Origin of the sequence: Vibrio qingdaonensis, from assembly GCF_026191675.1 — a bacterium.
In the GTDB taxonomy this organism is placed as follows: Bacteria; Pseudomonadota; Gammaproteobacteria; order Enterobacterales; family Vibrionaceae; genus Vibrio; species Vibrio qingdaonensis.
Window position 1 is genome coordinate 97,558 of sequence record NZ_JAKRRY010000013.1, and the last position, 24,363, is coordinate 121,920.

Here is a 24,363-nt window from a genome sequence, read left to right on the forward strand (position 1 = left end):
ATAGGTAAATGCCATTTGATCCACTAGTGACGGCGGTGGTAGAGACCACGCTGAATACTCTGATTAAAGATGATGATGACCTCGTTAAACGTGTGACTCGTTTAAAAGGTCAAAGCATCCAAATTCACCTGCGTGAGTTCAATAAGTCGTTGACCTTTATCTTTAGCCACCAATTGGATGTGTTGGCAAACTATGAAGGGGTGGCGGACTGTTCGCTATCGTTGAATTTATCTGTGCTCCCTGAACTAAGAGAGCAGGCCAATATCACTCGTTTGATTAAGCAAGATAAGCTTGAACTTGAAGGTGATATTCAACTGGCACAGAAATTTGCTCAGTTGATGACCGACTGCAAGCCTGACTTAGAAGAGTGGCTATCTCGTGTGACGGGCGATGTCGTGGCGCATAGTCTTGTGCAAAGCGCCAAAGGGGCGGTTGGTTTTGTCTCTTCTCAAATGAAAAAGCATCAAGACCACTTAGGACAAGTGCTGACTGAAGAATGGAAAATGGCACCAGCACCACTCGAAATTGCAGCGTTTTGCGATCAAGTGGATGATGTGCGCAGTGCGGCAGATAAGCTTGCTGTGCGTATTGAGCGTTTATTGGAATCCAATACATTGAATGCGCTTGCTGCTTCGAAAGCAGATAACTCGGAGCCCCTATGACTCCGAGTGAAATGAAGCGGTTATATCAAATCGTTAAAGTGCAATTGGAGTATGGTTTAGATGAGTTGATTCCAACACATCAGTTAACCAAAGCTCCGCTATTCGCGCGAAAGTCCCTATTTTGGATTAAAAATGCTCACCCAGAGAAGCCTCTAGGTGAGCGTTTACGTTTAGCCTTGCAGGCATTGGGGCCGGTTTGGGTGAAGTTTGGTCAGATGATGTCGACGCGTCGAGATCTGTTTCCCCCTCACATTGCTGACCAGCTTGCGTTGCTACAAGACCAAGTCTCTGCGTTTGATGGCGAACTGGCGAAGACGCATATTGAAAACGCATTAGGTGGTTCGGTAGAGCAGTGGTTTAGTGATTTTGATGTACAGCCACTCGCCTCAGCGTCGATCGCTCAGGTTCACACCGCTAAGCTCAAAGAAAGTGGACGTGAGGTGGTACTTAAAGTTATTCGCCCTGATATTCGTCCTGTCATCGATGCGGATATTAAGTTGATGTATCGCTTGGCGCGTATTGTTGAAAGAGCACTGCCAGACGCGCGTCGCTTGAAACCGGTTCAGGTCGTAAGAGAATATGAGAAGACGCTATTAGATGAATTGGACTTGCGTCGCGAGGCGGCGAATGCCATTCAACTTAGACGCAATTTTGAAGGCAGCGAAGAGCTTTATGTGCCAGAGGTCTTACCGGACTTTAGTAGTGAAAGCTTGATGGTTTCCGAGCGAATCTATGGGATTCAAGTGAGCGATATTCCTACCTTGCAAGCCAACGGCACTAATATGAAGTTGCTGGCTGAGCGTGGTGTGAGTGTCTTTTTTACTCAAGTATTTCGCGACAGCTTTTTCCATGCAGACATGCACCCAGGTAATGTGTTTGTAAGCTATGATCACCCTGAAAACCCGAAATGGATTGGTTTGGATTGCGGGATTGTCGGCACATTAAATAGTGAGGATAAGCGCTATTTGGCGGAAAACTTATTGGCGTTCTTTAACCGAGACTACCGAAAAGTGGCGGAGCTGCATGTGGACTCTGGTTGGGTGCCCGCCGATACGAACGTAGATGAATTTGAGTTCTCTATTCGTATGGTGTGTGAGCCAATTTTTGCAAAGCCGTTAGGTGAAATCTCGTTTGGTCATGTTCTACTTAATTTATTCAACACCGCGCGTCGCTTCAATATGGAGGTGCAGCCTCAATTAGTGTTGTTGCAAAAAACGCTGCTGTATATCGAGGGGCTAGGGCGTCAGCTGTATCCTCAACTCGATCTATGGGAAACCGCGATGCCATTTTTGGAAAAATGGATGGCGAATCAAGTGGGACCTCAAGCTGTTATTAATGGTATTAAGGAACGCGCGCCGTTTTGGGCAGAAAAGTTACCTGAATTACCAGAGTTGCTGTACGATAGCTTGAAACAAGGTCGCATGATGAATCAGCGTGTAGACATGCTTTATCGCGGGTACCGTGAAACAAAACGGCAACATGCGACAGGACAATTTTTATTTGGCGTTGGTGCGACTTTAATCGTATGCTCAGCCATATTGCTAGAAGGGTCTTACCAAGAGTTATCCGGTGTATCCGGTGCTGTCGGTATCACATTTTGGCTGTTAAGTTGGCGTAGTTATCGACGTTAAGCGATAAACTTCAATTTTATTATTCTTTGTTAATCAAGACCCGAGGTAGAGAAAATGGGTGGTATTAGTATTTGGCAACTTCTTATTATTGCTGTCATCGTTGTATTGTTATTCGGCACTAAGAAATTACGCGGAATTGGTGGTGATTTAGGTGGCGCAGTAAAAGGCTTCAAAAAAGCCATGAGCGAAGATGAGTCTGCGGATAAGTCTAAGACAAAAGATGCGGACTTTGAGCCGAAGAATCTTGAGCAACAGAAAACAGACGCTCAAGCGGAAGCAACGGAAACTAAGAAAGACAAAGAGCAGGTTTAATCTGTGTTTGATATCGGTTTTTGGGAACTGGTACTCATATCGGTGGTTGGTTTAGTCGTTCTTGGACCAGAGCGTTTACCAACTGCTATCCGCAGCGTCTCTCGTTTCATTAGTTCAGCAAAGAGCATGGCAAATAATGTCAAAGATGAGCTCTCGCATGAACTTAAGGTTCAGGAGTTGCAAGAAAATTTGCGTAAAGCTGAGAAAATGGGCATGGAAGACCTGTCTCCAGAACTGAAAAGTTCTGTAGAAGAACTCAAGCAAGCTGCGCAAGAGGTTACTCGTCCTTATGCGAAGGATAAGGTGCAAACAACTGCCTCCGATGCAAAAGAGCCTTCACCGGTTGTTGAAGACGTGGTTAAACCTGTGGAAACTGAGTCGCCAGATAAAAAAGTGCAATAAGGGCGGTAATCCGCTCTTATTTTTTAGTTATCGAAGATAGCCCTGCTTTAGTTTAGTCATCTTCTTATTTGTTTGAGGTTTTCATGTCTACCGTTGAACAGACGCAACCTTTAATTAGCCATTTGCTCGAACTCAGAAACAGGTTGCTGCGTGCCATTGGTGCCGTGTTGGTTGTTTTTCTTTGTTTGATCTATTTCTCTGGCGATATCTACGATTTTGTTTCTAAGCCTCTCGTCGAGCGTTTGCCTGAAGGGGCAACGATGATCGCGACCGATGTGGCATCACCATTTTTTACGCCCCTTAAATTAACGCTTATCGCGTCCATATTTTTGTCCGTACCTTTTATATTGCATCAGGTGTGGTCGTTTGTTGCGCCTGGCTTGTACAAGCATGAAAAACGTTTAGTCATGCCGCTGATGTTTTCGAGCTCATTGCTATTTTACTGTGGGGTGGCGTTTGCTTACTTTGTCGTCTTTCCTTTAGTGTTTGGCTTCTTTACGGCTATTTCATTGGGTGGTGTAGAGTTTGCCACCGATATATCCAGTTACCTCGATTTTGTATTAGCGTTGTTTTTAGCGTTTGGTATCGCATTTGAAGTGCCAGTTGCGATTATTCTGTTGTGCTGGACTGGTGCAACGGATGTGAAAAGCTTGAAAGAGAAGCGCCCGTATATTGTGGTAGGGGCGTTTATTGTCGGCATGATGCTAACGCCACCCGATATGATTTCACAAACATTGTTAGCGATTCCAATGTGTTTGTTGTTCGAAGTCGGACTGTTCTTTGCTAGGTTCTACACTCGTAAAGATGATGAGCTAGAAGAGCAAGACGAAGATTAAATTAGAAAAACATATAAAAATAGCGGCGATTGAGCCGCTATTTTTTTAACTTTTTACCCTAATGGTATAGCCACACGCACGGCATACATAGATTTTCTTGATTCTCATAAGCTTTTGCCAGATAGAACGCTTATGGCGCAACAGCAAGGCTCCGTGCTCACACATTGTCATCTCCTTGATTATCGATAATGCTTTGATTGAAATGGTATTAGGGCTCGCATTCTATGGCGTGCTAATCCCCTTGGGAATGTCAAATTGGAAGCAGTATCACAGTTTGACATGAGTAAGGAACAGGAGCAGAGGCCGTGTGAGGTTACGGGTTGTGATAGAGAGATGGGATGTCGACAGAAAGAAAAAGCCACCCTTGAGTAAAGTGGCTAATAGTATGGAACGGAAGCTTGGGAGGCTACTTAACGATGACTGTATGACCACACCCTGAACAAATATAAATTTCTTTAATGCCTTTTAACCGCTGCCAAAATGTTCGCTTTTGTCGTTGTAATAAATTGCCGTGCTCGCACATACCCACCTACCTAAAATGATTCAGAAGTTGGTATGACAACCAACCAATATGCTACCGGCGAGTATTCTACTTGTTGCGCTTGTCTTGTTCTATCTTTTTGTGATGTTAGTGCAATGTTTGTATATATATTTTATATACTTACAATGAGAACAGCGCTTTTGCGTTTCTGGTTGTCATCTCAATTAATGACGCGCTATCGGTCTCTTTATATTGCGCCATGCGATCAACAATCAAAGCCGTATAGGCGGGTTCGTTGCGCTTCCCTCTATGTGGGACCGGTGCTAAGTAGGGGCAATCCGTCTCAAGAAGCAGCCACTTTGCATCGAGCTCAGGAATGACTTTATCCATCCCTGCATTCTTAAACGTTGAAACACCCCCAATGCCTAGGTGAAAGCCTAACTCATTGATCGCTTTTGCTTCTTCTACGCTGCCGCCAAAGCAATGGAACACCCCTTTTAATGTGCCGTCTTGCTCTTTTTTAAGCAGCGAAAGGGTTTCTTCAATGGAATCTCGAGTGTGGATGACCACGGGAAGGTTGCGCTCTTTAGCCCAATTGAGCTGAGTGATGAAGGCATATTCTTGCTCAGCTTTGTAAGTTTTATCCCAATAAAGATCGATACCAATTTCACCCACGGCAATAAAGTTATGTTTATCGAACCAGCCGTGGATCTCGTTAAGCGTGTCTTTGACATCACCATCGACGTAGCAAGGATGCAGCCCCATCATTGAACGACACACAGATGGGTAAGCCGCTTCGGTGGCGAGCATGGGTTTAATCGATGCTAAGTCAATGTTTGGTAGGAGGATCTTCTCTACGCCAGCAGCAAGTGCGCGTTGTACAACATCATCTCGGTCGGCATCAAACTCTTCAGCGTATATGTGGGCATGGGTGTCGATCATAGGATTACTTTACTGTCTAAATGATGGGGTAAGTATATACACAAGTTCTCGCGGCGAAAATCACTGTCGTGATATCAACCTAGATAATGTACAGACCTATGCAATTGAATGTGGATCGGCATTTTCCAGTATTACTACTAGCATGCAGCATTGAGAGTGCTATGCTTGGTTTTCGCATTTTCCAGACAAGGAGCACAAAGTGTCTGTATCGATTCAAGGTCAATTTCCAGCAAGACGTATGCGCCGTTTGCGCAAGCACGATTTTAGCCGTCGCTTGATGGCGGAAAACCAGATTTCAGTGGACGATTTGATTTATCCAATGTTTATTTTGATGGGTAAAAATCGTCGTGAATCGGTGGAGTCGATGCCAGGTGTTGAACGCCTGTCTATCGATTTGATGCTGGAAGAAGCTGAGTACCTAGCAAAGTTGGGCGTACCAGCAATTGCGCTATTCCCGGTCGTCAACCAAGACGCCAAAAGTATTTGTGCGGCAGAAGCCTATAATCCTGAAGGACTGGTTCAACGTGCTGTGAAGTTACTGAAGCAAAACGTGCCAGATATGGGGGTCATTACTGATGTGGCGTTAGACCCGTTTACCACCCATGGTCAAGATGGCATCATCGATGACAATGGCTATGTGCAAAATGATGAGACAACGGAAGTGCTGGTCAAGCAGGCGTTGTCACATGCGGAAGCTGGAGCGGATGTGGTTGCACCGTCTGATATGATGGATGGTCGTATCGGGAGAATTCGAGAAGCTCTCGAAGACGCGGGCTATATTCATACACAAATCATGGCGTACTCAGCAAAATACGCGTCGAACTACTATGGACCATTCCGCGATGCCGTCGGATCAGCATCGAACCTGAAAGGGGGGAATAAGAAAAATTACCAAATGGATCCTGCCAATAGTGATGAAGCCTTGCACGAAGTGGCAATGGACATTAATGAAGGGGCGGATATGGTGATGGTGAAGCCTGGAATGCCTTATTTAGACGTGGTTCGTCGAGTGAAATCAGAACTCCAGGTGCCGACCTTTGCTTATCAAGTTTCGGGTGAGTATGCGATGCATAAAGCGGCGATTCAAAATGGTTGGCTTAAAGAGCGCGAGACGGTGCTCGAATCACTGGTTTGTTTTAAGCGAGCGGGGGCCGATGGTATCCTCACTTATTTCGCAAAAGATGTAGCGGAGTGGCTCGCTGAAGAGAATGGAGAAGCAAAAAGTCATCTTCGTTAAGTGAAAGTATTATTGTGTCATGAAGGTCGGCATATGCCGACCTTTTTTATGGGAGAAAGATATGTTGATTCGTGAAGGTAGCTTGAAAGAAGTCGCTGATATTGTCGCGACCATAGATGAGTTTTCTCATAAGGAAAGTGTAGAGAGTCTAGCGTCTCGTTTAGGCGACAAACGCAGCCTTATTTTGGTGGCAGAAAGTAATGGTGAATTAGTCGGGTTTAAAATGGGTTATGAAATTGATAACGGCACTTTTTATAGCTGGTTTGGTGGAGTGACCAGTCAAGCTCGCCGACTTGGTGTTGCTCAGGCGTTACTAGAGTGGCAAGAACGCTGGGTGACGGCACAGTCTTACCAAGCCATTACAGTCAAATCCAGAAATCAGTTTCCTTCAATGTTGAGATTGCTGCTCAAAAATGGCTACTTGATCGAGGGGTATGAACAAAGAACGCCTTTGATAGAGTCACGGATCATGTTTATCAAAACGCTAGGCAGTGAAAATAAAAGCATGGGTAATTAAATGATAATAATTCGCAATTAGTTGTTGACGATTTAAATGCGAATGATTATTATTAGTCTCGTCTTAAGGGGAAACACTCCAGATAAGCCTATCTTTTAAGCGGTGCTTTTAGGGTAGAAGTTATCAGCGGAATGGGTTCATTTTTGACACGACATTGCTCACATTGCTTCCAGTGTATTTATAGCTTTTGGTAGGGTAGATGTACTCAGTTTTGAGATACCCATCCCTCTATTTTGCTAGGCGACATCTATGATGTCGCTTTTTTTCTATCTAAAATTTGTTCGTTCTATCTACACAGTTTGTCAGCACAGTATTCTATACCATGAGATTTCCCGCCAAAATGGTTTTCCACATTGCGTGATCTATTAAGGATCATCTTTGTTATGGTTGATCTGTATTATTTTCCTTTTAAAACAGTGTATTAACTGTGTTTTTTTTAGTAGCTCGTAAAGTTATTCTCAAGCGTTAACAACACTATAAACAGACTTATCCACAGGTGAGGGGAGAGATTACCTTACTAAAAGGTGAGCGCTGTGTATCTAACCAGTGAAAGGTCATAGCATAGTGTAAACAGACGTGGCATCCTTAGACTAAATCCCCCAATTTTGGATGACTAGACATGGCTCATATACCAGACAACCCGCTGATTCTTATTGATGGCTCTTCTTATCTTTATCGCGCATTTCACGCTTACCCTGAAACGATGAGTAACGGTGAGATCCCCACCAATGCGGTTTATGGTGTTGTGAATATGCTGAGAAGCATGATGCGACAATTTGCCTCTGATCGTATTGCGGTTGTGTTTGATGCTAAAGGCAAAACATTCCGCGACGATATGTATCCTGAATACAAAGCGAATCGTCCCCCTATGCCTGATGATCTTCGTTGTCAGATCGAGCCACTGCATAATGTTATTCGAGCGATGGGGTTACCACTTATTTGTGTACCTGGCGTAGAAGCGGATGATGTGATTGGAACATTAGCGCATCAAGCTTCTCAAGTGGGAATGCCGGTACTGATCAGTACTGGTGATAAAGATATGGCTCAATTGGTTGATGAGAATGTGACGCTTATAAATACCATGACGAATACCGTCATGGATGTTGAAGGTGTTGTCGAGAAGTTTGGCATTCCACCTGAGTTGATTATTGATTACCTAGCCTTAATGGGTGACAAAGTTGATAACATTCCAGGCGTACCGGGTGTTGGGGACAAGACCGCTACCGCTTTATTGCAAGGTATCGGTAGTATTCAAAGTATTTATGAGCGTCTTGATGATATTGCAGCCCTTGGTTTCCGCGGGTCGAAAACGATGGCTAAAAAGTTAGTAGAGCACAAAGACAACGCGACGCTTTCTTATGAACTCGCTACGATAAAACTCGATGTTGAGCTTGATTACAAACCAGATGAGTTATTGAAGCAGACACCAAATACCGATGAGTTGACGACCTTATTTGCTCAGTTGACGTTTAAGTCGTGGTTGAATGAGTTGCTAGAAAGTGGCACTGGTGAGGTTGTTGCGGACTCTCGCTCAGCATCAGGTTCTGCTTCTTCGAAAAAAGACTCTGACTCTGATATGGATGTGTCTGCGGTAACGATTGATCGCAGTGAATATGAGACGATTTTAACCGAAGCGCAGTTTGCTACTTGGCTTGAAAAGCTTAAGTCGAGCTCAGTATTTGCCTTAGACACAGAAACCGATAGCCTTAATTATATGGTGGCCAACTTAATTGGTTTGTCATTTGCGACTGAAGAGGGTGTTGCAGCTTATCTTCCTGTTGCACACGATTATATGGGCGCACCAGAGCAGCTGGATCGAGATTGGGTACTTGCTCAGCTTAAGCCTTTGCTTGAAGATGAAAACCTAAAGAAAGTCGGTCAGAACTTAAAATATGATGCCAGTGTATTAGCGCGTTATGATATTGAACTGAAAGGTATTCAATTTGACACCATGTTAGCGTCTTACGTATACAACAGTGTGGGTGGCAAGCATGATATGGATAGCTTAGCTCTGCGGTTTCTTCAACATAGTTGTATTTCTTTCGAGCAAATTGCAGGTAAGGGTAAGTCTCAACTGACCTTTAACCAGATTGAATTGGATGAAGCTTCACCTTATGCCGCGGAAGATGCGGATGTGACGTTAAGACTTCATCAGCGCTTAAATGGCGAAATTGAAAAAAACGAAGATCTTAAGCGGATCTATCAAGAGATAGAAGTGCCACTGGTTCCAGTATTATCCCGCATTGAGAGAACTGGCGTGTTAATCGATGACATGTTATTGGGGGCACAATCTCAAGAGCTAGCCGTGAGACTAGATGAACTCGAGCAGCAAGCTTACGACGTTGCCGGGCAAGAGTTTAATCTTAGCTCGCCGAAGCAATTGCAGGCTATCTTATTTGAGAAAATGGCCCTGCCTGTGATCAAGAAAACGCCATCAGGTGCACCGTCTACCAACGAAGAAGTGTTGCAAGAGTTAGCGTTGGACTATCCGCTACCAAAACTCATTTTAGAATATCGTGGCTTAGCCAAATTGAAATCCACCTATACCGATAAACTGCCGAAGATGATTAATCCAGAAACGGGAAGAGTCCATACGTCGTATCACCAAGCGGTGACGGCGACAGGCCGCCTCTCGTCAACCGATCCTAACTTACAAAATATTCCAATCAGGAATGAAGAGGGACGCCGTATTCGTCAAGCGTTTGTTGCACCGCACGGCTGGAAGATTTTGGCTGTCGATTACTCTCAAATTGAGCTGAGAATTATGGCGCACTTGTCCGGTGATCCAGCGCTTTTGGAAGCCTTTAAGTTGGGCAAAGATATTCATGCGGCTACCGCAGCTGAAATTCTAGGGGTTGATATTGAGCAAGTATCGACAGAACAGCGTCGCCGAGCGAAGGCGATTAACTTCGGTTTGATTTATGGTATGAGTGCATTTGGTCTGTCGAAGCAATTAGGTATTCCACGTCGTGAAGCCCAAGAGTATATGGATACCTATTTTGAGCGGTACCCTGGTGTGATGCAGTACATGGAGGATACTCGTTCCGCGGCATCTGAAAATGGCTATGTTGAAACTATTTACGGTCGCCGTCTTCACTTACCTGAAATCAAGTCTCGTAATGCCATGCGTCGTAAAGCGGCAGAACGCGCAGCGATCAACGCACCAATGCAAGGCACGGCAGCCGATATTATTAAGAAAGCGATGCTGCTTGTTGATGAGTGGGTTGAAAATGAAGGTGATGGAAAGGTTCGTATTTTAATGCAGGTTCACGATGAATTGGTCTTTGAAGTGGAATCGTCATTCTTAGGCGAAATTGAAAGTAAAATACAAGAGTTGATGGAATCTGCAGCAAATCTCGCTGTACCGCTAGTCGCGGATTCTGGTCACGGTGATAACTGGGATCAAGCTCACTAGACACTTATTGACCATTATAGAGTTAAAATCATGAGCCAGTGCACAAACACTGGCTTTTTTGTATCAATAATAAAGCGATTTTGTTTTGATTCATTCTGTTGGTTAATGAACAGTGGATGAAAAAAAATTACAAAATCTGTTTCATTTTTAGATCAGTTGTTGTACATTGGTCGTGTAGGGTACAGAGGTAAGATGTTCTATCTTTCAGACCTTTTGTTTCACGTTATTGGATTAGGCTGATTCAGCCGCCCCAGTCAGTATTTGACTGGGGCGTTTTTTCTTGTGCGAAGGAAAAATTCATTCACCCGCTTTTGTTTTATTTTCTCATTACTTTAGACCGTTTACGTGTCTTTACTACTTATCGTTTTGTAATTTAATCACCTTCACATAATTGATAATTTCAGTATGAAATCAAGTCCGCGTGATTTTTCATATGTGTGCTTTTAAAGTATTGAAAAGTATAGAGTAAGGTGGGGATTTGTTTGAGTGGTTTACGAGGAAGTAAAAAGAGGGAGAGCCGAGGAGGTCACATTTTGCAGACCATTGAATTGAAAAAATAGTTATCTTGATGAATTCTTACATCAAACTATAACTAAATCTTCTCTCTCCCATTGCCCTGCCAGGACGGCGGGGCGTTTTGTTTCTATCGTTGGACAATTACAGCGAATTACTCTGATTCAGACGGCTTTTGGACGGCGTTTTCATCTTGCGCCTCAGCCTCGTTTAAGTGTTCAAACGCCGGAGCAAACCACGTATCAAGTTTACGACGAAGTTGTTCCACTCCCATCCCTTTTAGCGATGAGAACGCATCTACTTGTACATCACCATCAAATGTCGCTTCTGCTTGCTCGCGAATCTTCAGAATTTGAGCGTTACGCGCGCCACTTTTTAGTTTGTCGGCTTTCGTTAGCAACACTTGCACTGGGATATTGGATTCGACTGCCCAAACAATGAGTTGCTGGTCAAGGTCTTTCATTGGGTGACGAATATCCATGAGTACAACTAACCCTTTTAAGGATTTGCGTTTTTGTAAGTACTCACCGAGAGAACGCTGCCATTTTTTCTTTAATTCTAACGGAACTTGAGCAAACCCGTATCCTGGTAGATCGACGATATGACAACCTTCATCTACTTTGAAGAGGTTGATCAATTGAGTTCGGCCAGGTGTCTTACTGGTTTTAGCCAAACTTCTTTGGTTGGTGAGTCGGTTCAATGAACTCGATTTACCTGCGTTGGAGCGTCCTGCAAACGCAATTTCGATACCTTCATCTTCTGGTAAGTGACGGATATCGGGCGCACTTGTTATAAAATGCGTGTTTTGATAATGAATTTTTACGCTCACTGTTAACTCCATCTCGACTTTGTGTAGTCGATTGATTACTTTTTTGTGAAATTGTGTAAAATAACCGTGCTCGGCATATGGCCACACATTGTACCATGAACGGTGTTAATTGCCCGAGTTACCTCATTTTGCTCGTCAAACGAATAATAAACGTGTAACTCTGATGGAAAGTGGTACTGGAAGCTTGATAATTATAATGGAATGTCATGAAAAAATTAGCGCTAATCTTGAGTCTTGTAGCCAGCTGTTCAGTATGGGCTGAAGGCAATATTGAAGCTGGTAAAGCAAAATCCCTAACTTGTGTTGCTTGTCATGGTACTGACGGTAACAGTCAGTTGACGATGTACCCTAAAATTGCAGGCCAGCACGCAAAATACATCGAAAAACAATTGAAAGACCTAAAACTGGGCATGACGAGTGCTGGTAAGCAAGGTCGTTATGATCCCGTAATGGGTGGTATGGCAATGCCGCTATCTGAAGAAGATATGGCTGATTTGGCAGCCTACTATGCATCAATGCCAATTTCAGCGAATAGCACGCCAGAAAATGTCGTTGAACAAGGCAAGACCCTTTATACGGCTGGTGATGCAGAGCGTGGTATTACCGCATGTATCGCCTGTCATGGGCCAAGAGGTAACGGCACTGAGCTATCTGGTTTCCCTAAAATATCAGGTCAGCATGCCGAATACATCCAAGCCCAGTTGGAAAAATTCCGCAGTGGCGATAGAAATAACGATATGAACGCCATGATGCGAGATATCGCCAAGAAATTGAACGATGAAGATATTACGACATTGTCGAAGTACGTTGGTGGTTTGCACTAATAGATTGCCCGACACTGTTTAGAATACGTGAGCCCAACGTCTGTTTCTTTTTGCCCGTATCCGAGCTAACAAAGCCCTTCATTTGAAGGGCTTTGTTATTTCTAGGCATCGCGCACATATTGCTGTAGAGAGGTGAGCGCCATAGGTGATGCTTTTCTGAGGGTGGTGTGAGATATTTGCCATACTTGCTATCGCTGATTACTCGTGCTCTGTGTCTAAGTGGTTGAATAATGGTGTTTTAATTCGATGTCGAGAAATGATAGCTCATAATTATTTTCAGGCGGTTGTTTTTGTCTTTCGTTCGAGTAAATTAGTTCGGGTCGACAGGGTGTTGCGTGATGGATTTGCTGTCAGGATGACAACCAAGGATGCTTGGCTAGGAAGCTAAGAAGAATAAATGGAAAACTTGAACTTGGAGTTCAGGTTTACAGGGATGGTGACCTTTCTCAAGGCTGAGAGCATTAAGGGACAGGGTTTAGGAAGAACTCTCGCAGATGGTTTTGCTAGGGAATATGAAAACGCATCAGGATGATGACAAATAAGAATTAGCAGTGGAAGCACGAATAACAAATGGATATTTGTGAGGCATTAATAGTGCCGACCGATTTCGCCAAATGGCGATGGAAAGCGACAGGTTATCCTGTCGCTTTTTTTACGCTTCCATAAAGTTAAATGAGAGTTAATATCATTTAACTTGCGACTGCATTTGAGATCGATTATCATTTAATCATCTACAGGGGATGTGTAAATGACGACTCACAAGCAAGCAGTGACAAAAACGTTAAATGTACCGACGAAGTTACTTAGGCCGCTATGGTTTAGAAGCCGAGAGAGCTTGCTGGATGATGGGCTTGTCTATGATCCTATCGCAGCGTATGCATGCCGTCGGTGCCATCTTGCCTCCGATTGTCTATCTGGTAACGTCGACCAAGGGCAGCTGCTGCACGCGACTTTGACGCAAATCTGTGACCTGCAAGTTAGACGCTTCTTGGAGTCGAACCCTAATGGTTTAGTTATTAATGTTGGGGCAGGGTTAGACACACGTTTTTATCGCCTCGATAATGGCCGTTGTCGTTGGATCGAAGTGGATACCAATGAACATTTAGTTTGGCGCCAGCGATTATTTCATCGTAGTGAACGTTATCAATTGATGTGTGGCTCGATCGACGACATGACTTGGCTTCATGAATTGCCAAGCGACCAATCCCAACCCGTTTTGGTGGTGTGTGAGCAAGCGCTTTTGGATCGACGAGAGAATAGAGTGGCACATTTTGTTCAGTCTATTGGTTGCCATTTTCAACACGCTCAAGCGTGCGTTGTATTAGCGGGTGACCTGAGTCAAAACCGTTTGGGTCAGAGAATGGGCTGTGAAGAGTATCAACACGGTTTTAAAAGGCCTACTCAGTCTCTGCTGAATTGGCTGCCATGGATTCACCGAGCTACTCTGATTTCCCCAATAGATCAGCATTGCCAGCGTTGGAGTCGCTGGCAGCGAGTTCTTGCTAAATTACCCGTCTACAAGAATAGACTGACGCCCAATGTTATCAATATTCAGTGGTAATTCAGCAGCTTCATAGTGTAATAATTTTTTTCATGCTGTCTACCCATTAGGATTAGCGATACCATTACCTCTTTGTTGTGTTTGTTTGCCATGATTGCAATGGTGATCTGTCGAGGTTGGTGTGCTATCAAATCCGTTTTCGCTTTTACTTAATGCGTCCTTACATCGTAGGGTATTGTTGCTCGCTATCCCTATGGTTCTATCCAATATTACGGTGCCTTTACTTGGTCTTGTCGATGCCGCTGTCATTGGGCATCTCGAGCATGCGTGGTTCTTAGGTGGTGTTGCGTTAGGTAGCACGATGATCAGTGTGACATTTTGGCTACTTGGGTTTCTGAGAATGTCGACAACTGGGCTCACCGCTCAGGCTTATGGAGCGCAGGATAAACGTCAGCTCGCCTTAGTGTTTTTGCAAGGCAGCTTGATGGCATTAGGTTTTGCCGTCCTTTTTTTAGTGTTTCACTCTTGGTTGTCAGACGTGGTGTTCTCACTGAGTAGCGCAAGTGAGCAAGTGAAACACTATGGCGCGCAGTATTTTGCGATTCGAGCTTGGAGTGCGCCAGCAGCGTTAATGAATTTTGTTTTGTTGGGGTGGTTACTCGGCACTCAAAATGCGAAAGCCCCAATGTGGATGGTGCTGATTACCAATGTTATCAACATTGTGCTCGACGTTGTGTTTGTTATGGGGTTCAAATGGCAGGTGGAAGGGGTGGCATTAGCCTCAGTCATCGCTGACTATAGTGGGTGTATCTTCGGCTTATTATGTGTTGCGAAAACATGGAAAAACAGAAGTTTACCTAATATCACTTCTCTTTATGCGGAAGCAACACAAGATCTCGCTCGTTTTGTACGACTCAACCGAGACATTTTTCTCCGTTCATTGTGTTTGCAAGCAACATTCAGTTTTATGACCTTTCAAGGTGCGGCGTTTGGTGACGATATTGTTGCTGCCAATGCAGTATTGATGAGCTTTTTGATGATAATTTCCTATGGAATGGACGGCTTTGCTTACGCCATGGAAGCGATGGTTGGAAAGGCGATGGGGGCCAAAAGTAGATCGGAGCTGGTGGAATCATTGATCGGAACATTTTTCTGGAGTTTCATTATTTGTGTCATGCTAACCGCAGTTTTTGCTATTGCGGGGACATCATTGATTGGTTTGATTACTTCGATAGAGACGGTGCAGTTGCAAGCTCAACATTTTTTACCTTGGTTAATTGCGATGCCCTTGGTATCTATGTGGTGCTTCCTATTTGATGGTATTTTTATCGGTGCAACAAAAGGAAAGGAGATGAGAAATAGTATGTTTATCGCGACATGTTGCTTCTTTCTTATTTTCTCTCTGTCAGCTGGTTGGGGAAATCATGCCTTATGGTTTGCTATGATCAGTTTTATGTTAATGCGCGGAGTTGGGTTGGCGGTCATTTTTATCCTGCAGTGGCGCAAAGGGGAATTCTTAGCAGCTTAAAGTGTGGAATAAGTTAGGGTGAGTGCATTCTTGATTTGAAAAACAGGACGAAGTAAATATCGTCCTGTTTTTATCAGCAAGGATGTTACGCATTGAAGTCGACGTTTAAAATAAGCGATTGAGTCCATTTAACGCGGCAACTCGATACGCCTCTGCCATGGTGGGGTAGTTAAATGTGGTATTAACAAAATACTCGATGGTATTGGCTTCCCCTTTTTGCTCCATAATGGCTTGCCCGATATGAATGATTTCAGCGGCTCGCTCGCCAAAGCAGTGTATCCCTAAAATCTCTTTGGTTTCTCGGTGAAACAGAATCTTAAGGCTCCCTACATCTTTGCCGGCAATTTGCGCTCTGGCAAGATGCTTAAAGGAGGAGCGTCCTACTTCATAAGGCACTTTTGCTTCCGTCAGTTCTTGCTCGGTTTTACCGACGGAGCTGATCTCCGGAATGGTGTAAATCCCTGTTGGGATATCTTCAATTAGTGTACCTTCCGCTTCGCCTTGTGTGATGGCTTGAGCGACAAATCGCCCTTGGTCATAAGCGGCGCTTGCTAAACTCGGGTAGCCAATAACATCGCCCACGGCGTAGATATTGCCGACTTCGGTTTGGTAATTGCCATCTACTTTTAATTGACCTCGCGAGTCAGGCGTTAGACCGACAGAGGAGAGGTTAAGCGCATCAGTGTTACCGGTGCGACCATTGGCGAATAAAATACAGTCAGCACGCATTTTTTTGCCTGAGTTGAGATGGACAATAACGCCATCTTCCGTGCCTTCAATCTTCGCGTAGGTCTCGTCATTACGAATCATCATACCGCTGTTCCAAAAGTGATAGGACAGGGAGTCAGACATTTCGTTATCAAGGAAGGCGAGCAATCGGTCTCGAGTATTGATGAGATCGGTCTTCACGCCAAGCCCACGGAAAACGGAAGCGTATTCACAACCAATGACACCTGCGCCGTAAATAATGATATGACGAGGGTCGTGCTCTAGCGACAAAATGGAATCACTGTCGTAGATACGCGAGTGGTCAAAATCCACATCATCAGGGCGATAAGGGCGTGAACCTGTGGCGATAACAAATTTATCCGCAGAATAAGTATCTATAGTGCCGTCTTGCTTGGTGACCTCTAGTGTATTTGCGTCAGTAAAGCGTGCTGTTCCAAAAAGAAGCGTGCACTCATTGCGGTCATAAAAGCCTTGGCGCAAGCGAGTTTGCTTGTCGATGACGGATTTCGCATGACCGAGAATATTGGAAAAGGTCGAATGCAAGCTGGTGTTATTTTTGCAAAACAGTGGGTTACTATTGAACTCAATAATTCGACTTACGGCGTGGCGCAGGGATTTAGATGGGATGGTACCCCAGTGTGTACATCCGCCGCCGACACTGGCTTCTTTTTCTATGATCGCGACATTTAGACCTGCCTTGGTCAAACCCATAGCAGCCCCTTCGCCACCAGGACCACTACCAATAACGATTGCATCAAAGTGTTTGGAGCGACTCATAAAATAATCCTCGTTTCGCGGTAATACCAAGCAATACCCTATATTGGCTTTAAAGCGCCAGAGGAAAGTGGGAGGGCATATCGTTAATTAAGGTGGACTAACGTTATTGCTGGTTAACATCGCGTAAATTTATGTTATCGAGATTCTAACGGATTATTAACGTAGGTAAACGGATCTGAGGCGATACAGTGTGAATGATCACGGACTTTGCACTGAAATTACAGCGCAGTAGAGATTTAGAACAATAGCATTATCACTTTGATGTGTTGTGATTGGTTACAAACTGAAGTGAGAGTTGTAAAAGGTTTTAGTAAAAATCCTTTTCCCTACACTTATACAAAATCACTATTCGCGCTATATTACTGGCTCTCCCTCGATTACCGCCATGAGCGGTAAACAACAAGTACACCTAGGTTAAGTATGAAATCAATGGGAATCCGTGCACAACAAAAAGAAAAAACGCGTCGTTCATTGATTGATGCTGCGTTTAGCCAGTTAAGTGCTGATCGCAGTTTTTCCAATTTGAGCTTGCGTGAAGTGGCGCGAGAAGCGGGCATTGCCCCAACTTCTTTTTATCGTCACTTTAAAGACATGGATGAACTGGGTCTCACCATGGTAGACGAAGGGGGCTTACTGCTTAGGCAGTTAATGCGACAAGCGCGTCAACGTATTGTCAAAGAAGGCAGTGTGATTCGCACTTCGGTCGAAACTTTTATGGAGTTTATTGCGAGTAGTCCAAATGTTTTCCGACTATTGTTGAGAGAACGTTCGGGCACGTCGTTTGAATTTCGCGCCGCGGTAGCAAGGGAAATTCAGCACTTTTCGGCAGAGCTGACTGAGTATTTGGTTAGTACTGGTATGGATCGTGATGAAGCATTTGCCCAGGCAGAAGCGTCGGTCATTCTGGTATTCAGTTCAGGTGCGGAAGCACTTGATTTGAGTAAAGCGGAAAGATATGAACTCGCTGAAAGGTTGATTGTCCAATTAAGAATCGTGGCCAAGGGCGCACACTGGTACCGTAAAGAACGTGAACGAAACCGTCTAAAAGAAGGGTCGAACTGATGTCTAAAGAAATTTCCTCTGAAAGCAGTAACAGCGGTAAAAAAACACTGGTACTAGCACTTATCGCTGGTATGTGTGGTAATGCTATGTTGTCTTGGTTGACGATTAGCGAAATGACTTTCTCTATTTTTCCTTTGATTGCACTCGTGCTATCACTGCAGGCGCTTTATCAAGAGTACCTAAAAAACCCGATTCCTGAAGATTTTCCTATGGTTGGCCTAGCGGCATTTTTTGTTGGGGCATTTGGGCACTCTGCGTTTACTAAGGCGCAGTATCCAGATGCGGGTGGCAACTTCTTCGCGATTATCGTGGTGTTGGTGCTGCTTTTCTGGATTGGTAAGAAATTAGGTTACATCATGAAAGAAGCCTAAGTTGAATATAGAAATAAAAAAACGAGCCTGATGGCTCGTTTTTTTATTTCTGGCAGTTGAACAGCATTAGTCAACTTTGCGCTCTAACATGACACCCGCTTCAATATGATGTGTGAACGGGAATTGGTCAAAAAGTGCGAACCGAGTAATAGTGTGTGTTTCACCAAGGAGGTCAAGGTTGTCTTTTAAGGTTTCAGGGTTGCACGAAATGTAGAGAATACGTTCGTAGCCTTGCACCATTTTACATGTGTCTATATCCATTCCTGAGCGGGGTGGATCGACAAAAATCGTATTGCAGTTGTAGCTTTTTAAGTCGACATTTTGCTGTTTTAGGCGGCGGAATTCACGCTTTCCTTCCATGGCTTCAGTAAAATCTTCCGCTGACATTCGAATAATTTGCACATTATCGATGTGGTTTGCTGCAATGTTGAATTGTGCAGAGTCAACAGAAGGCTTGGCAAGTTCAGTCGCAAGAACACGCTCGAAGTTTTGTGCCAGAGCAAGAGAGAAATTACCATTTCCACAGTAAAGCTCCAGCAGATCGCCTTTGCTCTCTTGTGTACAATCTACTGCCCATTCCAACATTTTCTGCGCCACAGGACCATTGGGCTGTGTAAAGCTGTTTTCAACTTGTTGGTAGTGGTATGGCTGATTGTTTACGTGCAATGTTTCCATCACGTAGTCTTGGTCTAGTACGATTTTCATTTTTCGGGCACGACCAATTAGATTGAGTTTAAAGCCCTCGTCATTCAATCTTTGCTTCAGCGCTTGAGCTTCAACCTTCCAAGCGTCATCCAGCTGACGGTGATAAAGCAGGGAAACTAAAATCTCACCGCTGAGCGTAGAAAGAAAATCTACTTGGAATAGCTTCTTACGTAAAACGTCATTACCTTTCATCGCGTCGATAAGGAGCGGCATCAAATCATTGATGAGGCGGCTCGCGGCTGGGAATTGGTCGACACGATACTTTTCACGAGTTTCTTGGTTGAACATGACGTAGTACATGTCTTCACCTTCGTGCCAAACACGGAATTCAGCACGCATGCGATAGTGCTTCTCAGGAGAAGTAAAGACTTCGAGTTCAGGAGCAGAATAAGGCGCCATCATGTCGATCAGTCGCTGAGATTTTTCGTCGAGCTGAGTTTGGTAGCCTTCTGGTGTGAAGTCGAGGTTTGCCATTATGGTTGCCTATCGTCGGTAATGAGTTTTTTAAAGGAGGGCAGATTTTATTCAATCTCCCGTCGTTGTCCAGTTTTTCCCAGAAATGTCTTTTAATAGGGCTGTATATCTATAGCTTAGTTCAATCTGTTATGGACAAATTATCATGTTGTTAATACCATGCCGCTTAGCTGGTGTGAGAATGACAAAGGAATCTCACTGAAAAGGGAATCTGGTGTAAATCCAGAACTGACGCGCAGCGGTAAAAGAGAACGAACACTCATAAGACACTGTATTACATACGGGAAGTCGAGTTAGTAGGTTTAGGAGCATGATGTTCCTAACGCTCTTAAGTCCGAATACCTGCCAGCAGCCAAGTTGCTCACTCAATAACCAATGTGAGCGACTCGGAAGGACTTACGCGATTAGGACAATATAACAATGAACCAATCTATTTTGGCGATAGCAGTGGCTGCATCGCTCTCTTCTTATGCTTCTTTTTCACTGGCGCAAGAGCAAGAAAAACCAACCCAAGAAACCATGGTCGTCACAGCGAACCGTGTTGAACAGAGACTCACTAATGTTTTAGCACCAATTGAGATTATTGATAGGACTCAAATTGATGCTATCCAAGCTAAGTCACTATCTGAGGTGTTGAGGCGCTTGCCGGGTGTTCAAATCGCTAATCAAGGTGGCGTTGGACAAAGTGCAGAGCTGTATATACGTGGTCGTTCGACCAAGAATACCCTTGTGCTGATTAATGGCGTGAGATTAGGTAGCGCCACGACAGGTTCTGCGAATATTTCGGCAATGCCATTAGATGGTGTTCAGAGAATTGAAGTGATTCGTGGGGCTCGTGCAGCGGTCTACGGATCTGATGCGGTAAGTGGAGTAGTTAATATCATTACCACTAATCAGAATAACGTTCCTAGCAGAGTGAAGGCAGGGGCAGGTAGCTTTGGTAGTTATAATGTTGGTGCAACTCTATCATTAGGGGACGTTCACTCTGGGTGGTTGAATTTAACAGCAACGCATCAAACAAGTGAGGGTTATAATATACAGCCAACAAGCATTAACCCGATAGATGCCGATAATGATGGCTACGAAAGCCAATATCTTGTTCTTGATACGGGGAAAAGGCTGAACGATGCGTGGCTACTTAAAGCCAATGGCTATTATCAGAAGCACTATACTGAGTTTGATAATCCGTGGACAGGTGTCGATAAATCCGATAGTGATTTGTATAGCTTGAGTGTCGCTAGTGAATATAGTAATGAAAGCTTTGATTCGGCATTATCGTTATCCACAAATCAAGATAAGGCTAAATCCTACGGACAAGGCCAGCCAGAGGGGACGATATCAACAAATCGGGTTGCTATAAATTGGAACAACAATTTAAAAGTTACTGAGCAACTAAATGTAATTGGTGGTGTGGATTGGTATAAGGATAATATCGACAACACAACTAAGTTGATGACAAAGGACAGTCGTGACAATGGCGCTGTCTTTGCCGGAGCACTTTATCAGCAAGGAATTGTTACGTTCGAAGGTAACGTCAGACACGATGATAATAGTGCCTATGGTAATTACACAACTTATCAGCTTGGTGGCGGCGTTAGTGTTACTGAGCAATTGAAGGTTGTTGCGATGCATGGAACTGCCTTTAAAGCGCCAACGTTTAATGAATTATATTGGCCTAAAGAGTGTGGTTCTTGGGGGTGTTATGAGGGCAACCCAAACCTAGTACCTGAGGAGTCAGCCACATCGGAAATCGCGTTGGAAGGTGATTTTTCTCGTTTGAACTTCCGCCTTGCCGCATATCAAAGTAATGTAGATAAGATGATTGCAAGCAATGGTTCTACGAATGTGAACATTAATAAAGCAAAAATCGAAGGTGTTGAAATATTAACGAGGTTTAGTACCGGGGTTATTGTTCACGAAGTGTCATATGACTATTTAGATGCAAAGGATGAAGCGACAGGAAACTTTTTAGCCAGACGAGCGCGCCATAGTGGCAAATGGAATGCATCATATAGTCTAGAGGCTTGGCAGTTCGATTTAAGCTATCTATATCAAGGAAAGCGTTATGATGATTTGGCCAATACAAAAGAATTAGATCCATATTCGCTAGTGGATATAGCCGGAACATACTTCTTTAGTAATGGGTTTAGCTTAGGCGCTAAAGTGGGTAACCTGCTTAACGAAGAATACGAGATGGTTAAAGGATATAAAACGCCTGAACGTAACTACTATGTCAATGCTATGTATGAGTTCTAGGAGAATCAGCCGTCAATAATGGCGGCTTTTTTGTATTATTATGAAAAATATTATTATCAGCTGGTCATCAGGAAAAGATTCTACACTAACCTTAGAAAGGTTAATGGAGTCTGAGGATTACCATGTAGTAGGGTTGTACACGACGCACGTAAATGGTGAAGTTCCTTTTCAAGTGACGCCATTATCTGTCGTAGAGATGCAAGCACAAAGACTCGGTCTACCGCTCGTAGCCATAGAGTTGCCGGCCGTCTTTCCTAGTAACGAGATCTATCAGTCTAAAGTGATTCAAGGAATACAAACATCTGGATTGCCTGTTGATGGCATCGCCTTTGGTGACATGTTCTGTAACGGCATTGTTGATTACCGCAAGAGTTATGTCGAACCGGCGGGTTATGAGGCTATTTTCCCGCTACTGGGAGAAGACAGTTATACCTTGGCGAAAGAAATACTGCAGCGTGGCATTGAAACGGTAATGGTGACGGTGGATCGCAACGTGTTACCAGAGTCCATCTGTGGACGGTTTTATACTCAAGAGCTAATTGATAATCTACCTAAGCATGTTGACCCTTGTGGCGAGGATGGGGAGTTTCATACCTTAGTAGTTCATTCTCAATACTTTTCGTCTTCAATCGAACTGGAGCATTGCGGCATTGAAACCGCCGAGCGATTTAGCCATCTTCGCTACCGTGTCGTGTCAGATTAACATTAACCAGGTTTACGCTAACCATGCTTGTCAGTATGATTAGCGGCAATATCGCTAAAGTTTTGTTGTTATGTCGAATCAAATAACCAAGAAAAATATTCTCATCTTTGACTCTGGTGTCGGTGGACTCTCAGTTTTTAAAGAGATCTATACTCGATTGCCTAACGAGAATTATATCTATTTGTTTGATAATGAAGCCTACCCCTATGGTGAATTGGCTCAAGATGTCTTAATTACCAGAACTTGCGCACTAGTGAAGCAGATGGTGTTGCTGACACAGATTGATATTATTGTTATCGCTTGCAATACGGCGAGTACGATTGTGTTGCCTCATTTACGCCAGCAGACATCCATCCCCGTTGTTGGTGTCGTCCCCGCAATAAAGCCTGCCTCAATATTGTCCAAGACCGCGGTAGCATTGATTGCGACACCGGCCACAATTACGAGGCAGTATACACAAGACCTGATTCGTGACTTTTCAACAGATAGAGAAGTTAAACTTATTGGTTCAACTCGCTTAGTTGAGTTAGCGGAAGATAAACTGAGAGGTCGTGCTATAGACCAAAGTGAGATTGGGCAGATCCTTTCATCACTTAACAACAATATTGATGTTGCAGTTTTAGGGTGTACGCACTTTCCTCTATTAAGAAAAGAGATCGGTCACGCACTCGGTGATAAGGTTGAATTGATTGATTCTGGTGAAGCCATCGCAAGAAGGGTAGCGAGTCTTTTAGGAGAAATAGAGGAAGAGGCGGAAGAAGGGCTATTGAGTATTTTTTGTAGTGCGCCCCCTGTAGAGGAGGCAGCACTAAATAACGCAGTACAATTGTTAGGCTTTACACCTATTCAACTATTTCCCCTTCAGGGTGTTTAGGGTCGTTAGCGACACGAACTTTCAATGTACGCTGCATGTAATCTTTTTCGTTGATTGCATTGATAGCGGCATCGACATCAGAACTAGCCATAACGACAAATCCAAAGCCTCTGCGTTTACCTGTTCTTTTATCCTTCATTAACCTCACAGCAAAGACTTCTCCATATTCACCAAATAGATCTCTTACATGAGACTCATTAGCTTTATACGGTAGGTTCCCTACATAGAGAGTTTTCGTTGAATTCGATGATTCGGATACTTGTTTAGGTGCGGAGGTTGAAAGCTTTACGACGAAAAAAGTGGCAACCACACCAACAACAAATGCGAGAGCTGGCGAAACTGCAAGTTGAGAGAAGATGATTCCCCCTAATACGGCAACAGCGATCACCAGAAAGACTGATTTTTTAGAATCCATATTTAAATACTACTTTTCTTAATTGCGAATAATGACATCTATCGTTAAAAAATAGATATAAGAATATTACGTAGTTGAGGGGGATTTTTCCAATTAATTGATGTGATGTATTTCAAATGTTGGATTTTAATCAAGAAAAAAGCATCTTGATGGCATTTTGAGCAAACAATAATTAATTTGGAAAAAACACTTGTCATCAGTTGAGTGATCTCTATAATGCCGCCTCACCGACACGGAGTGAGACGAAAGTCACATTGGCGAGTCGGTTTGGAGTAGAAAAGAAAGTTTGAAAAAACATCTTGACTCTCCAGTCGGGAAGCGTAAGATACGCACCCCTAACGACGAGACGCTAAGCGACGAAGACGTT

22 protein-coding genes and 1 riboswitch are annotated in these 24,363 nt (G+C 43.9%); of the genes, 17 read left to right on the forward strand and 5 right to left on the reverse strand.

The window, feature by feature from the left end; all coding sequences use genetic code 11:
• The first annotated feature begins 8 nt into the window (after window positions 1–8).
• From MD535_RS11695 to tatC, 5 genes are all read left to right on the forward strand, one after another.
• On the forward strand, window positions 9–662 hold the full coding sequence (locus tag MD535_RS11695) for a ubiquinone biosynthesis accessory factor UbiJ (protein WP_265675200.1): 654 nt from the start codon (window positions 9–11) through the stop codon (window positions 660–662).
• Window positions 659–2,293, forward strand: coding sequence for a ubiquinone biosynthesis regulatory protein kinase UbiB (ubiB, locus tag MD535_RS11700; RefSeq protein ID WP_265675201.1), 1,635 nt, complete (start codon window positions 659–661; stop codon window positions 2,291–2,293). The genes MD535_RS11695 and ubiB overlap by 4 nt, the downstream gene beginning before the upstream one ends.
• Before the next feature lie 54 nt (window positions 2,294–2,347).
• Window positions 2,348–2,605, forward strand: a complete 258-nt coding sequence (gene tatA, locus MD535_RS11705; protein ID WP_265675202.1) for a Sec-independent protein translocase subunit TatA — start codon at window positions 2,348–2,350, stop codon at window positions 2,603–2,605.
• A gap of 3 nt (window positions 2,606–2,608) precedes the next feature.
• Window positions 2,609–3,007, forward strand: a complete 399-nt coding sequence (gene tatB / locus MD535_RS11710; protein ID WP_265675203.1) for a Sec-independent protein translocase protein TatB — start codon at window positions 2,609–2,611, stop codon at window positions 3,005–3,007.
• A gap of 83 nt (window positions 3,008–3,090) precedes the next feature.
• The gene (tatC, locus tag MD535_RS11715) at window positions 3,091–3,843 is read left to right on the forward strand and encodes a twin-arginine translocase subunit TatC (RefSeq protein ID WP_265675204.1); all 753 of its coding nucleotides are present in this window, start codon (window positions 3,091–3,093) and stop codon (window positions 3,841–3,843) included.
• A gap of 661 nt (window positions 3,844–4,504) precedes the next feature.
• Here the strand turns inward: tatC and MD535_RS11720 are convergent.
• A complete protein-coding gene (locus MD535_RS11720; protein ID WP_265675205.1) occupies window positions 4,505–5,266 on the reverse strand; it encodes a TatD family hydrolase in 762 nt (253 codons plus the stop codon).
• Window positions 5,267–5,465: 199 nt separating this feature from the next.
• Between MD535_RS11720 and hemB the strand changes: the two genes are divergently transcribed.
• The 4 genes from hemB to MD535_RS26420 all read left to right on the forward strand — a co-directional run bounded on the left by hemB (window position 5,466) and on the right by MD535_RS26420 (window position 10,675).
• Window positions 5,466–6,503 (forward strand): porphobilinogen synthase, encoded by a 1,038-nt coding sequence (gene hemB, locus MD535_RS11725; protein ID WP_265675206.1) that lies wholly within the window; start codon window positions 5,466–5,468, stop codon window positions 6,501–6,503.
• A gap of 61 nt (window positions 6,504–6,564) precedes the next feature.
• The gene (locus MD535_RS11730; protein ID WP_265675207.1) at window positions 6,565–7,020 is read left to right on the forward strand and encodes a GNAT family N-acetyltransferase; all 456 of its coding nucleotides are present in this window, start codon (window positions 6,565–6,567) and stop codon (window positions 7,018–7,020) included.
• 619 nt (window positions 7,021–7,639) lie between these two features.
• On the forward strand, window positions 7,640–10,435 hold the full coding sequence (gene polA, locus MD535_RS11735; protein ID WP_265675208.1) for a DNA polymerase I: 2,796 nt from the start codon (window positions 7,640–7,642) through the stop codon (window positions 10,433–10,435).
• A 192-nt stretch (window positions 10,436–10,627) separates the two neighbouring features.
• Window positions 10,628–10,675: a hypothetical protein gene (locus MD535_RS26420; RefSeq protein ID WP_438356636.1), complete on the forward strand. Its 48-nt coding sequence runs from the start codon at window positions 10,628–10,630 to the stop codon at window positions 10,673–10,675.
• 427 nt (window positions 10,676–11,102) lie between these two features.
• On the opposite strand, the gene yihA is transcribed toward MD535_RS26420, so the two are convergent.
• Complete coding sequence (yihA, locus tag MD535_RS11740; RefSeq protein WP_265675223.1) at window positions 11,103–11,789, reverse strand: ribosome biogenesis GTP-binding protein YihA/YsxC; 687 nt, start codon at window positions 11,787–11,789, stop codon at window positions 11,103–11,105.
• A gap of 194 nt (window positions 11,790–11,983) precedes the next feature.
• On the opposite strand from yihA, the gene MD535_RS11745 reads away from it, so the two are divergent.
• From MD535_RS11745 to dinF, 3 genes are all read left to right on the forward strand, one after another.
• Complete coding sequence (locus MD535_RS11745; protein WP_265675209.1) at window positions 11,984–12,601, forward strand: c-type cytochrome; 618 nt, start codon at window positions 11,984–11,986, stop codon at window positions 12,599–12,601.
• A gap of 748 nt (window positions 12,602–13,349) precedes the next feature.
• Entirely contained in the window at window positions 13,350–14,162 is an 813-nt protein-coding gene (locus MD535_RS11750; RefSeq protein WP_265675210.1) for a class I SAM-dependent methyltransferase, read from the forward strand.
• A gap of 121 nt (window positions 14,163–14,283) precedes the next feature.
• Window positions 14,284–15,630 (forward strand): MATE family efflux transporter DinF, encoded by a 1,347-nt coding sequence (gene dinF, locus MD535_RS11755; RefSeq protein ID WP_265675211.1) that lies wholly within the window; start codon window positions 14,284–14,286, stop codon window positions 15,628–15,630.
• Between the two features lie 105 nt (window positions 15,631–15,735).
• On the opposite strand, the gene sthA is transcribed toward dinF, so the two are convergent.
• Window positions 15,736–17,136, reverse strand: coding sequence for a Si-specific NAD(P)(+) transhydrogenase (gene sthA, locus MD535_RS11760; protein ID WP_265675212.1), 1,401 nt, complete (start codon window positions 17,134–17,136; stop codon window positions 15,736–15,738).
• A gap of 420 nt (window positions 17,137–17,556) precedes the next feature.
• Here sthA and fabR point away from each other — a divergent pair, with 420 nt between their 5' ends.
• Together fabR and MD535_RS11770 are read left to right on the forward strand one after the other, a co-directional pair.
• Window positions 17,557–18,198 (forward strand): HTH-type transcriptional repressor FabR, encoded by a 642-nt coding sequence (gene fabR, locus MD535_RS11765; RefSeq protein WP_250618775.1) that lies wholly within the window; start codon window positions 17,557–17,559, stop codon window positions 18,196–18,198.
• Window positions 18,198–18,569: a YijD family membrane protein gene (locus MD535_RS11770; RefSeq protein ID WP_265675213.1), complete on the forward strand. Its 372-nt coding sequence runs from the start codon at window positions 18,198–18,200 to the stop codon at window positions 18,567–18,569. Before fabR ends, MD535_RS11770 begins: the two co-directional genes overlap by 1 nt.
• A 66-nt stretch (window positions 18,570–18,635) precedes the next feature.
• Here the strand turns inward: MD535_RS11770 and trmA are convergent, their stop codons facing one another.
• On the reverse strand, window positions 18,636–19,748 hold the full coding sequence (trmA, locus tag MD535_RS11775; RefSeq protein ID WP_265675214.1) for a tRNA (uridine(54)-C5)-methyltransferase TrmA: 1,113 nt from the start codon (window positions 19,746–19,748) through the stop codon (window positions 18,636–18,638).
• Window positions 19,749–19,902: 154 nt separating this feature from the next.
• A riboswitch (cobalamin riboswitch) is annotated at window positions 19,903–20,112 on the forward strand.
• Between the two features lie 56 nt (window positions 20,113–20,168).
• Between trmA and MD535_RS11780 the strand changes: the two genes are divergently transcribed.
• From MD535_RS11780 to murI, 3 genes are all read left to right on the forward strand, one after another.
• Window positions 20,169–22,004, forward strand: a complete 1,836-nt coding sequence (locus MD535_RS11780) for a TonB-dependent receptor domain-containing protein (RefSeq protein ID WP_265675215.1) — start codon at window positions 20,169–20,171, stop codon at window positions 22,002–22,004.
• Between the two features lie 37 nt (window positions 22,005–22,041).
• Complete coding sequence (locus MD535_RS11785) at window positions 22,042–22,707, forward strand: Dph6-related ATP pyrophosphatase (RefSeq protein ID WP_265675224.1); 666 nt, start codon at window positions 22,042–22,044, stop codon at window positions 22,705–22,707.
• Between the two features lie 70 nt (window positions 22,708–22,777).
• Window positions 22,778–23,581, forward strand: coding sequence for a glutamate racemase (murI, locus tag MD535_RS11790; protein ID WP_265675216.1), 804 nt, complete (start codon window positions 22,778–22,780; stop codon window positions 23,579–23,581).
• On the opposite strand, the gene MD535_RS11795 is transcribed toward murI, so the two are convergent.
• The gene (locus tag MD535_RS11795; protein WP_265675217.1) at window positions 23,550–23,996 is read right to left on the reverse strand and encodes an RNA recognition motif domain-containing protein; all 447 of its coding nucleotides are present in this window, start codon (window positions 23,994–23,996) and stop codon (window positions 23,550–23,552) included. The genes murI and MD535_RS11795 overlap by 32 nt on opposite strands.
• Window positions 23,997–24,363: the final 367 nt, after the last annotated feature.

Coding starts and splice junctions, on each gene's coding strand:
- polA (WP_265675208.1), top strand. CDS start 7,640: ATGGCTCATATACCAGACAACCCGCTGATTCTTATTGATGGCTCTTCT.
- MD535_RS11770 (WP_265675213.1), top strand. CDS start 18,198: ATGTCTAAAGAAATTTCCTCTGAAAGCAGTAACAGCGGTAAAAAAACA.
- sthA (WP_265675212.1), bottom strand. CDS start 17,136: ATGAGTCGCTCCAAACACTTTGATGCAATCGTTATTGGTAGTGGTCCT.
- tatC (WP_265675204.1), top strand. CDS start 3,091: ATGTCTACCGTTGAACAGACGCAACCTTTAATTAGCCATTTGCTCGAA.
- MD535_RS11745 (WP_265675209.1), top strand. CDS start 11,984: ATGAAAAAATTAGCGCTAATCTTGAGTCTTGTAGCCAGCTGTTCAGTA.
- tatA (WP_265675202.1), top strand. CDS start 2,348: ATGGGTGGTATTAGTATTTGGCAACTTCTTATTATTGCTGTCATCGTT.
- trmA (WP_265675214.1), bottom strand. CDS start 19,748: ATGGCAAACCTCGACTTCACACCAGAAGGCTACCAAACTCAGCTCGAC.
- MD535_RS11750 (WP_265675210.1), top strand. CDS start 13,350: ATGACGACTCACAAGCAAGCAGTGACAAAAACGTTAAATGTACCGACG.
- MD535_RS11730 (WP_265675207.1), top strand. CDS start 6,565: ATGTTGATTCGTGAAGGTAGCTTGAAAGAAGTCGCTGATATTGTCGCG.
- yihA (WP_265675223.1), bottom strand. CDS start 11,789: ATGGAGTTAACAGTGAGCGTAAAAATTCATTATCAAAACACGCATTTT.
- ubiB (WP_265675201.1), top strand. CDS start 659: ATGACTCCGAGTGAAATGAAGCGGTTATATCAAATCGTTAAAGTGCAA.
- fabR (WP_250618775.1), top strand. CDS start 17,557: ATGAAATCAATGGGAATCCGTGCACAACAAAAAGAAAAAACGCGTCGT.
- MD535_RS11795 (WP_265675217.1), bottom strand. CDS start 23,996: ATGGATTCTAAAAAATCAGTCTTTCTGGTGATCGCTGTTGCCGTATTA.
- murI (WP_265675216.1), top strand. CDS start 22,778: ATGTCGAATCAAATAACCAAGAAAAATATTCTCATCTTTGACTCTGGT.
- MD535_RS11720 (WP_265675205.1), bottom strand. CDS start 5,266: ATGATCGACACCCATGCCCACATATACGCTGAAGAGTTTGATGCCGAC.
- MD535_RS11780 (WP_265675215.1), top strand. CDS start 20,169: ATGAACCAATCTATTTTGGCGATAGCAGTGGCTGCATCGCTCTCTTCT.
- MD535_RS11695 (WP_265675200.1), top strand. CDS start 9: ATGCCATTTGATCCACTAGTGACGGCGGTGGTAGAGACCACGCTGAAT.